Annotated in this window: 12 protein-coding genes and 4 pseudogenes; 6 read left to right on the plus strand and 10 right to left on the minus strand. The window is 68.2% G+C overall.

Translation table 11 applies throughout. The features are described from left to right. Positions 1-100: 100 nt before the first annotated feature. Positions 101-475 carry a PadR family transcriptional regulator gene (locus tag ACZ68L_RS17060; protein ID WP_469577614.1) on the plus strand — a complete coding sequence of 125 codons (375 nt, stop codon included), beginning with the start codon at positions 101-103 and terminating at the stop codon, positions 473-475. Beyond that, positions 472-1,086, plus strand: coding sequence for an HAAS signaling domain-containing protein (locus ACZ68L_RS17065; protein WP_469577615.1), 615 nt, complete (start codon positions 472-474; stop codon positions 1,084-1,086). Before ACZ68L_RS17060 ends, ACZ68L_RS17065 begins: the two co-directional genes overlap by 4 nt. Before the next feature lie 62 nt (positions 1,087-1,148). Here ACZ68L_RS17065 and ACZ68L_RS17070 read toward each other — a convergent pair. Then, positions 1,149-1,563, minus strand: a pseudogene (locus ACZ68L_RS17070) (transposase); the annotation flags it as partial. Positions 1,564-2,152: 589 nt separating this feature from the next. Between ACZ68L_RS17070 and ACZ68L_RS17075 the strand changes: the two are divergent. Then, the gene (locus tag ACZ68L_RS17075) at positions 2,153-2,695 is read left to right on the plus strand and encodes a hypothetical protein (protein WP_469577616.1); all 543 of its coding nucleotides are present in this window, start codon (positions 2,153-2,155) and stop codon (positions 2,693-2,695) included. A gap of 67 nt (positions 2,696-2,762) precedes the next feature. On the opposite strand, the pseudogene ACZ68L_RS17080 reads toward ACZ68L_RS17075, so the two are convergent. Next, positions 2,763-3,281, minus strand: a pseudogene (locus tag ACZ68L_RS17080) (DDE-type integrase/transposase/recombinase). An 807-nt stretch (positions 3,282-4,088) separates the two neighbouring features. On the opposite strand from ACZ68L_RS17080, the gene ACZ68L_RS17085 reads away from it, so the two are divergent. After that, positions 4,089-4,658, plus strand: a complete 570-nt coding sequence (locus ACZ68L_RS17085; RefSeq protein WP_469577617.1) for a carbonic anhydrase — start codon at positions 4,089-4,091, stop codon at positions 4,656-4,658. 146 nt (positions 4,659-4,804) lie between these two features. Next, positions 4,805-5,224, plus strand: coding sequence for a hypothetical protein (locus ACZ68L_RS17090; RefSeq protein WP_469577618.1), 420 nt, complete (start codon positions 4,805-4,807; stop codon positions 5,222-5,224). A gap of 181 nt (positions 5,225-5,405) precedes the next feature. On the opposite strand, the pseudogene ACZ68L_RS17095 reads toward ACZ68L_RS17090, so the two are convergent. The 7 genes and pseudogenes from ACZ68L_RS17095 to ACZ68L_RS17125 form a co-directional block, all read right to left on the minus strand. Further along, positions 5,406-5,678: pseudogene (locus ACZ68L_RS17095) on the minus strand (hypothetical protein); the annotation flags it as partial. 135 nt (positions 5,679-5,813) lie between these two features. Next, positions 5,814-5,999 (minus strand): hypothetical protein, encoded by a 186-nt coding sequence (locus tag ACZ68L_RS17100; RefSeq protein WP_469577728.1) that lies wholly within the window; start codon positions 5,997-5,999, stop codon positions 5,814-5,816. A gap of 287 nt (positions 6,000-6,286) precedes the next feature. Next, on the minus strand, positions 6,287-6,832 hold the full coding sequence (locus tag ACZ68L_RS17105) for a hypothetical protein (RefSeq protein WP_469577619.1): 546 nt from the start codon (positions 6,830-6,832) through the stop codon (positions 6,287-6,289). A 391-nt stretch (positions 6,833-7,223) separates the two neighbouring features. Further along, positions 7,224-7,346, minus strand: a pseudogene (locus tag ACZ68L_RS17110) (transposase); the annotation flags it as partial. Between the two features lie 37 nt (positions 7,347-7,383). Beyond that, complete coding sequence (locus ACZ68L_RS17115; RefSeq protein ID WP_469577620.1) at positions 7,384-7,779, minus strand: YybH family protein; 396 nt, start codon at positions 7,777-7,779, stop codon at positions 7,384-7,386. A gap of 29 nt (positions 7,780-7,808) precedes the next feature. Then, entirely contained in the window at positions 7,809-8,525 is a 717-nt protein-coding gene (locus ACZ68L_RS17120; protein WP_469577621.1) for an SDR family NAD(P)-dependent oxidoreductase, read from the minus strand. 188 nt (positions 8,526-8,713) lie between these two features. Then, complete coding sequence (locus tag ACZ68L_RS17125) at positions 8,714-9,646, minus strand: LysR family transcriptional regulator (RefSeq protein ID WP_469577622.1); 933 nt, start codon at positions 9,644-9,646, stop codon at positions 8,714-8,716. A gap of 166 nt (positions 9,647-9,812) precedes the next feature. On the opposite strand from ACZ68L_RS17125, the gene ACZ68L_RS17130 reads away from it, so the two are divergent. Further along, on the plus strand, positions 9,813-10,121 hold the full coding sequence (locus ACZ68L_RS17130; RefSeq protein WP_469577623.1) for a muconolactone Delta-isomerase family protein: 309 nt from the start codon (positions 9,813-9,815) through the stop codon (positions 10,119-10,121). Between the two features lie 59 nt (positions 10,122-10,180). Here the strand turns inward: ACZ68L_RS17130 and ACZ68L_RS17135 are convergent, their stop codons facing one another. Then, positions 10,181-11,800, minus strand: a complete 1,620-nt coding sequence (locus ACZ68L_RS17135) for an RNA ligase family protein (RefSeq protein ID WP_469577624.1) — start codon at positions 11,798-11,800, stop codon at positions 10,181-10,183. Between the last annotated feature and the right edge of the window lie 53 nt (positions 11,801-11,853).

Raw genomic sequence — 11,853 nt, forward strand, 5'->3', positions numbered from 1 at the left:
ACGACCCAGAAGGTCGTAATCACCGGCATCACCAGACTGATGGGTTGAGGGGATCCGCCCCCCTTCCCATTCCCTTGCCCAACCAGGTATCTTGCATCGCATGGAACCAGGTGATTCGGCCAAACAGGCCCGGGCAGCCGCCCAGCTGCGCAAGGGTGTCCTGGAGTACTGCGTACTCGCCCTGATGCGGGACCGCCCCCGCTACGGCGTGGAACTCCTCCAAGCCCTGGAGGACTCCGGCGCCCTGGCCACCAGCCAGGGCACGGTCTACCCGCTGCTCTCCCGGCTCCGCCGCGACGACCTGGTCACCACCACCTGGCAGGAGTCCGCCTCCGGACCACCGCGTCGCTACTACGCGCTCACCGACAGCGGCCGGGCCGCGCTCGACGAGTTCACCCGCGTCTGGCCCGGCTTCCGCAACGCCGTCGACACCTTCCTGACCACCCTGCACCCCTCCACCGGAGACCTCACATGAAGACCTCTGCCGACCCCGTACGCGACTACCTCTGCGCCGTCGAGCGCGAGAGCTCCGCACTCCCCGCCGACCGCCGCCAGGAACTCCTCGCCGACCTCGCCGAACACATCGAGGTGACGCGCACCGAACGCCCCGACGCCGCGATCGGCGAGATACTCACGGAGTTGGGGGACCCCCGCACGATCGCGGCGACAGCGCTGACCGAGGCCGGGAACGGGACCACCGGCACCCCGGCCGGGAGCGACGTGGACGCACCCGCCCGGCGCGGCAAGGTGCACCCCCTGGTCCCCCTCCTGATGCTCACCCTCTCGCTGCCCTTCACGATGATCTTCTCCATCGGCCCCGACGCGGCGTTCGACCCCGGCCCGGTGTTCGGCTTCCTGTTCCGCGTCACCGGCGCGGTACTTCTCTGCACCTCAGTGCACTGGACCGCCGTCCAGAAGACCACCGGCGTACTGCTCACCGTCATCGTGCCGACCACCGTCATCGTCACCTGGAACCTGATCTCAGGCCACGCGGCGGCAGAAATCCCGGCCCTCCTGGGCAACCTGGGAAGCCTCGCCCTGATGGTCGGCACGGCAGCATGGCTCTGGCGGGCCCGCCGCGCCTGAGAAGTTGTTCTCGGTCTGCGGGTTTGCCGAGAGCCGTTGGGCGACTGGTGCGGTGACGGAGGGGGGCCGGTCAGCGGGTGATGCGGCAGGTCATGGGGGTGATGGCGGCCCAGGTGATGAGGGTTTCGGAGTGCTGGACGAGCCGTTCGTAGTCGCGGGCATGGCGGCGGGCGTACATCATCCGGGCCAGCGAGCGTTCGACGACCCAGCGGCGGGGGATGACAACGAAGCCGGCGGTGTCCTTGGGCCTGCCGACAGTCTTGATCGTCAGGTTGAGGTGCCGTTTGGCCCAGGTCACGAGCTTCCCGGCGTAGGCCCAATCGGCCCAGACGATGGTGATCTCCGGGTGCATCAGGCGGAGTCGGAAGAGGACCTCCTTCGCGGCGACGAGTCGTGGAGGTCGGCCGGAGTGACCATGACGAGCAGGGGAAGGCCGCGGGTATCGACGACCAGGTGCCGCTTGCGGCCGTTGATCTTCCAGAGCACGGTCCCCGATCGTGAACTGACCGTACTTCTCCCTCTCCACCTCATCCCGAAGCTCTGCCCCGATCTCCTCGTAGCAGGACCGGCTGACGTTTCCGACCTTGTCGATCTCCTCCGGCACGGCGACTTCATCACCCAAGTGCGGCATCCAGTACGGCACCTGAGACCACAACAGGACAGATCCCACTTCCACTACGGAGAGTCAGACCGTCCGGGGCGAGATCACAAGGAAAGACCGCAAACGACTGGAAAATACCTGATCCGCATCCGGTGAGCCGTTCGCCATGCGGTCACTGTGACCGAACCTCGAACGTTTCCTTTCGCCACCGCCAGGCCCTCACCTTGCACCGCTTCGAGCTGCTGCTCGTCGGTGACGACGGTGGCCTTCTTGGTGTTCTGCCGCATCTTCCCCGAGAGAACGCGCGCCGTCCGGGCCTGTTCGCCCCGGGGCGGCGCACCCGGACCTCCGTGCGATGATCCGGTCGGTGAACACCAACTGGTGGTTCGGGCCTGCCCCGGCTGCCCGCAGACGGCTGTGACCCCTGCGGTTGTGCAGTCGGCCCTCCTCGGAAGCCATCCACGCATGAGCCAACTCGCCGATGAGCGCGCCGAGTCGACGGTACTGAAGGCCGGTGAAGATAGGATGGGACAAGGCCGTGCGGCCAAGGTATTGCGTCACAACAACACCCAACCCGCACGGCCCCCTTCATGCCACGGCGCACCCGCTGCGACTGTCGCGCAACATGATGTCAATCTGCTTTCTGCCGATTGCGGTTACGGCGATGCGGGCGGCTCAGAAGGTGTCGAGCGCGCCCACGGCCGCACGGATGTGGGCCCGCCCGTGACGCAGCCGCTCTCCGGCGCACCACCAGGAGAGCTGCCCCTCCGCATCGCGCGGATGCATGCCCAGGTCGTGTTCGGCACACAGGGGCCACGCCTGCCACAGACGCTCAGCCACGGTCTCCTGCGCCGCGTCAGCGATGTTCGCCAAGGCATGGTCAGGATCATCTGCCGATTCCGGGTAGAGCTGATTGCCGTGCCACTCGCCGTTGGCCAGGGCAACGTAGACATTCTCCGGCTCGTCCGCCTCATAGACGAGGCAGGCCCGCGGGCCTTGTCAGGTTGAGCGAGAGGCTTCCGGCTCTTGGCATGCCGAGGCCGTTCCGGGCAGCTCTGCCCGGTGCGGGTGTGGTTCAGGCCATCGGGACGAGGTGCCCGGTGGTGGCAGTGATCTCGTTCCAGATGGTGAAGCGGTCCTTCATCGCGGTGCGGCACTCGGAGGCGAACATCAGGTGGCATCCGTGACGGAAGTATGGGGAGATCCGACTGAACGAGGCCAGGAATCGCTGTGCCCCACCGACGGAGCGGAACCTCTTCATCGCGCGTTCGCGGTGCCTTGTCGGCTGGTGGAAGTTCTCCGCCCGGTTGTTCAACCCCTTGTGCACGCGATGTTCCACCGAGGGCATCACCTCGCGATGCGCGGTCCCACAGGAGGCGAGCTTGTCGGCGACCACCACCCGGGGCACCGCGCCCGCGGCCGAAGGTCGTGCGCCACTGGCGGACCGTCTCGTAGGCGACCTCGATCCCTCGCTGCAGCAGGAGCGCTTCGACCTCGTGGTACAAGAGGGGGAACCGATGGTAGAGCCGGACCGCGTGGGGATCACCTCGGCCGGGAAGCGGTAGTCCTTGTACGACGGGGTGATGGCGTCCATGAGCACGGCCCTCCGAAGACGAGAACCGTGATCGTCTTACGGCACCGAAGGGCCCTCCGCTCAACCTGACAATGCCGATTCGCCACACGCGCGACAGCAGGATCGTGGTGCGCGGCGCGCTGTTGAGCGGGTCGGAGTCGGCTTCGGGTACGGGCACGGAGCCTTGGCCGGACGCACCCGATGCACCCGATGCACCCGATGCACCCGATGCACAAACTGCAGCAGTTCGTCGTCCACGCCCGCCCGGGGCATACGTAGACGTGCGGGGCACTCCCCCGCTCACCCAGAGCCGGCCACGGCATCTCGGCAGGAACGGCATCAACGCGCCTCATCCGGGCTCCGCCACAGGAAATCGACTTCGCCGCCCAGCCCGTCCGCCTCGCCCGCCATCGCTGATGTCTCCACCAGAGGAGGGGCCGGGTCGCCTCCCGGAAGAATGGCCCCGGCCGCCATGAGCGGCGCGCCGTCGGACGTCTTCGTGAGGTGGGGACCCCCTCAAACCGGGTACCGGTTCTGTGGGCCGTCGGTGGCAAAGTAGCCCGCGCCCGCTTGCGCCTGCTGGCAGGTCACCCATACCACGCTGAACAATTGCCCTGGTCAATAAGCACGGACGTGTCTGAGCGGCACCGAGAGGAACTACCCATGGACAAAGAAGGTCGTCCGGATCGTAGAGCTCTGCTTGCCGGAGCACTTGCGGGCGCCACGGTCGCGCTGGCGGGGTGCTCAGCAACCAGCGCCGCCACGTCGGCGACCAGCGCTTCGCCAGAAGCGCGGCCGACCACGCCGGCCGCGGCGCTCACAAGAGTGATGGATGGCAACAAGCGTTGGGTCAGCGGAGACCTTCAACACCCCGACCGGGACCCGAACCGGCGTCAGTTCGTAGCCCAGGAGCAGGAGCCTTTTGCGGCGATCCTCTCGTGCATCGACTCCCGAGTGCCACCCGAACTCCTCTTCGATACTGGGCTGGGTGACCTTTACGTGATGCGTACGGGCGGGGAGGCGGTCGGCCCAGTGGTCACTGGTTCTGCCGAGTACGGGCCCATGACGAGCGGCACCCCGCTCATCGTGGTCCTCGGGCATCAGCGCTGCGGCGCCGTCAAAGCGGCGTACCAGTCCATTCGTCACGGCAAACCGCTCCCCGGCAACCTGCAGGCGATCGTCAAGGCTCTGCAGCCTGCATATGAGCAGGCAGCCCGGGAAGGCGGCGCCGACCCGGTCGAGACCATGGCCCGCGCCCAGGTCAAGTTGACCGCGACCGATCTGCGCTCCAACCAGGACCTCGCCCCACTCGTGGGCAAAGGCGCCCTTGCCGTGGTCGGCGCCTACTACTCACTCGACACCGGCAAGGTGGAGCTCCTGACCGGCGCCCCCTCCTGAACCGGCCGGACGAGAGGAACGGGCGTTGTCAGGTCGGTGACAGGCAACCGGACATGGCTGCCCGGCCTGCCATCGGCTCCCGCCGCCACGACGGTGCGTGAAAAACGGTTCGACGGCTTGGCGGAGTCCTGACACAGTGGCGCACTGTGACGAACGTCGAGCTTGTGACTGCCGTGGACGTGCAGCTCATGCAGGGTCTGGCGCAGCGTGTCACTGCCACCCGCCCGGACTTGGTGAACAGCGACGCGACGTTCGGCGAGCTGGCCTGGAACTGGGGCAAGGGGCACGCCAGCGACGGCGCAAGCTGGCGGCGTCGGCTGTGGTTCTCCGGCGGGGATCTGGTGGCGTGGAGCTGGGCCTTTCTTCCGCACCGGGTGAGGCTGAGCGACGGGTCGGTGAAGGACGTCACCGACGCCTATCTGGCGTATCAGGCCCATCCCGACCACGCCGGGCTGGTTGACGAGGTGATCGACTGGTACGACGGTACGGCGGCGGGCATCGAGCGTACGGTGATGCCGAGCGCCGCCGATGAGTTCGCTCTGAAGCGATGGGCGGCGCACGGCTAGGAGACCGACCCTGCCTCGCTCGGAGGGCCACTCATATGACGGTCGCCTGCCTGGGTGCCCCGGGGCATCCCCAGGCGCGCGGGCTGTACTACAGCGTCGGGTTCCGGGAGTCCACGCGGGACGCCCCGCTCATCAAAACCGCGACCGCGGGCTGAGGACTGGTCGTTCGGGTATTCGCTTTTCAGGCAACGTTGGCTCGGGCGACGACCTGACGTAGGCGGGTGTCGTCGGCGTGGCGGTTCCGCCAGATGATGTAGCGGCGGATCATGCTGCCTTACGCCTTGTGGCTTGCGTGGTCGGTGCCGTCGAGGGCGACGTAGCGCAGCGCAGTGAACTGGGCTTCGATGCGGTTCAGCCAGGAGGAGTTCGTGAGGGTGCAGGCGATCTCGATGTTGTTCGCCTCGGCCCAGTCCGCCACCCGGCGGCACCACTTGGTGGTCAGGTGCGGTGAGAAGATGCCCCTATGTTTCGTCAAGCGGCTGAAGGTGCCTGTGTGGCCGTCGGAGGCTGGCCGGCGGCAGCGAGCGCCGCAGGGGACCGGAAGCCGACAGATCTACTCCAAGGCAACTGAGGCCAGTTGTCGCACGGGTCAGGCTCCGGCCCCCGACGGCACCCCACGAGTCTCACAGTTGTCGCAGGCGATCGCGATCCGCACGTCGGCGGGGTAGAGGGTGCGCAGGTGGCGGCAGAACTCCAGGAACTGGGCGCGCCTCTTACGGGTCTTGACGTGCCCGAGCAGCCGGTCACGGGTCAGGCCGTAGGCGGCGAACCTCAAGGGCCGGCGACTGCAGCGGAAGCTCCGCTGCGGCACCAACCGCATCACCGAACTCGTCAAAGCCGTCCTCGTCCTTCACCATGCATCAGCCTGAGGTTGGAAAAGGCTCACTGACGGCCGAGCAACTCCATTCAGTCCAACAGCTGGCCGTCACCGCCGTAGAGACCATAATGAACGACCGTGCAGGTACTGGCCACAACCTTCTCCGAGCACAAGCAAGGTCTCGAAGGCCAGTGGCATCGCGGTGAGGAGGTGGCTACCGAGGATCTGCGCGTTGCGCTCCAGCGTTACCGCTCGTTCTTCAGGCGCTCCAGGGCATGCTGGCGGGTGACTTTGGTCAGTTCGTGCCAGAAGGGGGCGGCGGTGAGGTAGAGGCCGAGGACGGAAATGATACCGAGCGAGATGTCGACGCTGATCCGGCCCTGTTTGGCCCAGTAGACGTCCTTCAGGTCCAAGAGGAGGGCGAATTCGTCGGCGATGAACGCTGTTCCGGCGCCATAGGCCGCCCCGACGCCGGGATGTCCGATGTATTGCGCGTCACCCCGTACGGCGACCAGTCCGACGCCGGCCAGTGTGGCGATACCGAAGTTGTAATGGTGCAGATGGGTTCCGCCCGACGTGGAGATGTTGCCCCAGGGCAGTCGACCGCTGCGGATGCCGTGAGTGATCACGCGTGCGCCCCCGAAGGTGGCCCCGAAGGCGAGCCAGGTCGCAAGGAGGGAGCGCTGGGTTGGATTGGTGTGATCGTGCAACGTTTCCTGCCACCGTCTGAGCAGCCCTCGACGCCACTCATGGCTCTCGTCGTCTCCGCGCCGCTCCGTGTTTTCGCGCATCGGACCAACCTCCTCGTCACGTTTCGCGTGGCTTTCGTCCCTGACCTCATACCACCCCACATGCCAATGAACCTAGGCCAGACGGGCATGTCGAGAACCCTTCTGCATCCTCGGCAGCCCGAGCGTTGACATATTCGAATTCCACATGATCGGCAACGTCTACGTGACCGCTCCCCGACCGCCGGGTACGGCTCGGCTTCCTGCGCGAGGGCGAGGACGACGATCTGTGGCGCATCAACGCCTGTGTTCGTTACGGCCCTCACGACCGCGCTCGCCAAGGGATACGAACAGGGCCTCTCTGCCTTCCTTGCTCCGCCGGAACGGCAGGACCCGGCCCCGAGACAGCCATCAATTCAACTCGTCGCGCGTCCGCCATCGCTCTGCGCCGACGCTGCAAGCCCTCGGCCTGGGCCCTTCCCACCAGCTCGTCAATCAGCCGGTCGTCCACAGACTTCGACGGCACCGCCTCAGACGGCTCGACGGTCTCGACCTCGGTCACGTTGTCGCTGGTCATCGATGCATCTTCCGTGATCGGGAGTTACACCAAACGTTTAGTCCCAGGCTGCGGGTGCGTGGTCCAGGCGGGAGACCTGGTAGTGGGCGATGGCCCAGCCGTGGTCCATCTGCTGCAGCAGGACGCCGAGGTGGACGGTGAGTGCAGGGCGGTCGGTGAAGGAGAAGTCGACGCTCAGGTAGCCGAGGACCAGGCCCTCGGCCGGGCGTCGGGTCTCCAGGATGCGGAAATCGGCGGTCAGGCCGAGGGGCTGCGAGTCGTAGTAGGCGGCGATGCCGGGGCGGCCGACGCTGTAGGGGTGCAGGCCCTGGAAGATGGCGTCCTCGGTGAAGTGGGCGGCGACCTGGTCTGGTTGGTGTTGGTCGACGGCGGCCTTCCAGCCGTCGAGAACGCCGCGCAGGATCGTCTCGTCGTCCGTGGTGGTGTGGTGCATGGCGGTTCTCCCAGGAGTTGGGTGGGGGCTCAGTGGCCGGCGCTCATGCCGCCGTCCACGTGGAGGATCTCGCCGGTGACGAACGGTGCGTTCTCCAGGTAGAGGACGGCGTCGACAATGTCGTCGATCTCGCCCATGCGGCCGACGGGGTGCAGGCCGGCGAGGAACTGGTGGGTCTCCTCGGCGTGCATCGGGGTCCGGATGGTGCCCGGGGAGACGGCGTTGACGCGGATGCCCCGGGTGGCGTACTCGATGGCGAGGGACTTGGTGGCCGACTGCAGGCCGCCCTTGGTCAGCGAGGCGAGTACGGAGGGGACCCTGGCGTCAGCGTTGTCGACCAGGCTTGTGGTGATGGTGACGATGTGTCCGCCGCCCTGGGCGAGCATCTGGCCGACGGTGAGCTGGGTGAGGCGGAAGAAGCCGGTCAGGTTCACGCCGGTCACCGTGGCGTAGTCCTCCGGGGTGTAGTCGGTGAACGGCTTGGCGAGGAAGACGCCGGCGTTGTTGACCAGGGTGTCGATTCGGCCGAAGCGCTCGATGGCGGCGGAGACGACGCGGTCGGCGGTGGCCGGGTCGGCGATGTCGCCCGGGACGGTCAGCACGCCCGCGTCGTTGGCGGGGGCGATGGTGCGCGAGGTGGCGACGACAGCGTGGCCGAGCTTGCGGTAGGCCTCGACCAGGCCGGCACCGATGCCCTGCGAGGCCCCTGTGACGACGGCGACCTTCTGCTGCTCCTGCATGCCCATGACATACCTCCGAGGTGTGACCGAGCACGACCGCGCGCTCGGTGCGGGGTGGGATTCCTCGACCTCGGCCGCAGCCGCCGGTCGACTCCTCAACGGTAGGCAGGGTGGCACGGGCGGGGCAACGCCGAACCGTCCCGCCGCCGTGACCGGCTTCCTCCCTGCTGGAAGGCCCAGCCTTCCAGCCCTGGTCAGAGCTCCTGGCGGCGCTCCGGCCGGTACGGGTCACCGGCCGGCAGCCAGGCGTCCGGGCCGTGCAGCCCGAGGTCCCCGACGGCGTCGCAGAGCGCGTCGGCCACGGCGAGCACCGCCGGACGCTCCTCGTCCACGCGCCGCACCAGCGACCACGTCCAGCGCACCTCCGGCGCCACCATCGGCCGCCGGACCAGGTCCGGTGGCAGCGCGGCGGTCTGACCCTTGGGACAGTTGACGACCGGCCGGCCGAGACGGCGGACGTGGTCGAAGAACGCGGGGCCGGTCACACCGCCGTCCGAAACGCGCTCCGCCCTGGCGCCCGTGTCGCGGACCAGCTCCTCCGCGTAGACGTTCCACGACGCCCAGGAGGTGACGTCCTCGTCGAGCAGCACGACGGTGTCCTGGACGCGCACGGCACCAGTACCGGCCCCCGCGGACACGGCGTAGAGCCGGTCCGCGCCGACCAGCCGGGCCACCAGACCCAGCCGCTCCAGGTCCTCCTCCCGCACCCAGCACACCGCGAGGTCCAGGCTGCCGTCGGCGACCCGGGAAGCCTGGGTGTGGGACGGCGCGACCCACGCGTCGACATGCACCCGGGCCACCGCCGACGTACGGGCAGCGAGATCCGGCGGCAGCCAGTTGACGTAGCCCAGCCGGACCGGCTGCGAACCGGACAGCCGCCCCGCCCGGCGCTTGAGGTCGTCGGCCCGGTCCAGCAGGGCGCGCACGTGCGGCAGCAGCGCCGTACCCGCCGGAGTGAGCGCCACCGAACGCCGATCGCGGTCGAACAGGACCACCCCGAGATCGCGTTCGAGCGCCTTGATCTGCTGGGACAAGGACGGGCCGGCGATCAGCAGCCGAGCGGCCGCCCGGCCGAAGTTCAGCTCCTCGGCGACCGCGACGAAGTACCGCAGCTGACGCAGTTCCACGCCTCACATGCTACGGCCGGTAGGAGGCTGCGCCTACCAGCACGGAGGGCGCCGGTCGTGGCGCCCGGCGGGACGACGGACGGACGATGCGGACACGACGGAGCCCGGGTTGCCGAGCGGCCCCGCCCTCGCCCATCACAGGACACCCCGCGAAGGGAGCAGGACCATGAACGAGTTCCTGGTCGAGATAACCACCACCGTGCCCGAGGGCACCACCCCCGAGGAAGTCGACCACCGCCGCGCCGCCGAGGCCGTCCGCGCCCGCGAGCTGGCCGCCGCCGGCCACCTGACCCACCTGTGGCGCCCGGTCGGAGAACTGCGCAGCATCGGTATCTGGCGCGCCGCCGACGAGGACCAGCTCCGCGAGAAGGTCCTCGGAAGCCTTCCGCTGCGCCCGTGGATGACCCTCACCGTGACCGCGCTCGAACTCCACCCCAACGATCCCGGCCGCCCGTCCCGATCATCAGCCCGATGATCAGTCAACTTCCGGAGGGGTGAGGACTGAAAAACGTTTTGACAGACCCCTCGCTGCCGTCACGGTGTGCCTTCTCTGACCGTCCGGGAAGGATGGCGGTCCTTGGCGTCGAACACCGCCAGAGAGTGTGCCCCGGGCAGAAGCGCCCGTTCCAGCAGGCGTAGGAGTGTGTCCTCCAAGCCTCCCACCGCTTCGGCGAGCTCTTCCGAAACATCCCCGGTGATCTCCTCCGCCACAACGTCCACCGGAGTGCGGGGGCCCAGCTTGCTGACCGCGGCGGCGGCGCGAGCGGGAGTGAGGAGTGCCGAGGCCTCGACCAGGAGCCAGGCGGGAACTCCGGCCGCTCCCTGCGGCGGTGGCAGATAGGGACGTGCGCCGTTGAACCGCTCGTCCTCGGCGAAAGACGCTTGCTTCACCTTGCCCACCGGACGCATGCCTGCGCCTGCGGAATCCTCCTCCGGCCATTCACCGGCCGGCTTGAGGACGTAGCCTTCGGCGAGATTGTCTGCCAGTACAGGCAGCCCGAAGAGGGCTGGGACTCTTGTGGCGAAGGCGCACGGCAGCTCCTGGAGCTCGTTCAGTGCGCCGTGCCCAAGAGCGGGAGGGCAGACGAGCCCCGCGGCCGCCGCGGCTTGGCGCAGAGCACGGTCAGAGATCCAACAACGGCCCTCAGCCTTCTCGACCGATGCGTCGAACGGCAGCCAGTGCAGGCCCGGCGCGTACCACACGCCCGTCTGCACCGGCTCGGCCCCGGCAACGGCAGGAACGCCTGGGTGCGGGTAGCAACCACCGGCCAGCTCGCCGTAGATCGTCACCACCGCAGCGTCACCCCACACACTGCGCAGTGCGGAGGCAAAACGGGCCGCCGCCACCGACAACACCGGCCAGACCCTGCTCACGCCGAAAAAACCATCCAGCGCATCGTTGCCCAACAGCTCACGGCGCTTCGCCGGATGGACCCCGGAACCATCACACACCACCGCGAAGTGCGCACCGTGCACCTTCTCCGCCGCGACCCACTCCCGGGCCCCGGACACGCCGAGCCGTCCCCTCGCGGGGATCTTGGGATACGGGCATAGCGCGGAACCCGCAGACGTGGTGTCGGACATAAGGAGGATCATCGCTGTCTGCCCAGCCCCGGGCAACCAAGATTCACCGTGACGGCTCCGGAAGGTCAAACTGGCAGACCCCGCCTGTCCTTGGTTGTGGGGAGTGAAGTTGCCGCGGCGACACTGCTGTCCCTCCGACACCTGGGACGACGAGCGGGCCCTGGTCGAGCCGCGCTTCCCGCCGCCGGCCTGCGCGAGGCGCACCGGCGGGCCTCGGGAGGAGCACCCGCACCGTCGCCATCGCGGCCCGTGCGGGCTCCAGCGCCTCCTCGACGTCCGGTCCGACCCTCCCGAGGACCGGACGTCGAGATGACCAGCCTCCTGGCCGCCGGCGACAGTCGCCGCTGAGGGCTCCGGAGCCGTGATCTGCGGGACATGGCGTGTCGGCTCAGGTGGTGTGCTTGGTGACGAAGTCGGCGATGTCGTCCTGCGCCTCCTGCAGGCCCGGCTCTGCGAGGGCGTAGCTATTGCATCGAGGAGGCGGCTATCGGCCGGAAGACCGACATGGCGGGAAGTGATGCCGCGCTGCGGACCCGGTCCGCGAACGTGCTCGGCGCCCCGAAGCGTCATGAGGACGGCGCAGCCGGGGAGCCGGCCGAGGTGCGGACGGACGCGTACGAAGG

The organism is Streptomyces sp. NPDC104309, from assembly GCF_055584025.1.

What these genes read in the sequence shown, in the direction of transcription:
- ACZ68L_RS17065 (WP_469577615.1), top strand. Translation starts at nt 472, where the DNA reads ATGAAGACCTCTGCCGACCCCGTACGCGACTACCTCTGCGCCGTCGAG.
- ACZ68L_RS17115 (WP_469577620.1), bottom strand. Translation starts at nt 7,779, where the DNA reads ATGCACCACACCACCACGGACGACGAGACGATCCTGCGCGGCGTTCTC.
- ACZ68L_RS17085 (WP_469577617.1), top strand. Translation starts at nt 4,089, where the DNA reads ATGGATGGCAACAAGCGTTGGGTCAGCGGAGACCTTCAACACCCCGAC.
- ACZ68L_RS17120 (WP_469577621.1), bottom strand. Translation starts at nt 8,525, where the DNA reads ATGGGCATGCAGGAGCAGCAGAAGGTCGCCGTCGTCACAGGGGCCTCG.
- ACZ68L_RS17060 (WP_469577614.1), top strand. Translation starts at nt 101, where the DNA reads ATGGAACCAGGTGATTCGGCCAAACAGGCCCGGGCAGCCGCCCAGCTG.
- ACZ68L_RS17135 (WP_469577624.1), bottom strand. Translation starts at nt 11,800, where the DNA reads ATGACGCTTCGGGGCGCCGAGCACGTTCGCGGACCGGGTCCGCAGCGC.
- ACZ68L_RS17130 (WP_469577623.1), top strand. Translation starts at nt 9,813, where the DNA reads ATGAACGAGTTCCTGGTCGAGATAACCACCACCGTGCCCGAGGGCACC.
- ACZ68L_RS17105 (WP_469577619.1), bottom strand. Translation starts at nt 6,832, where the DNA reads ATGCGCGAAAACACGGAGCGGCGCGGAGACGACGAGAGCCATGAGTGG.
- ACZ68L_RS17075 (WP_469577616.1), top strand. Translation starts at nt 2,153, where the DNA reads ATGAGCCAACTCGCCGATGAGCGCGCCGAGTCGACGGTACTGAAGGCC.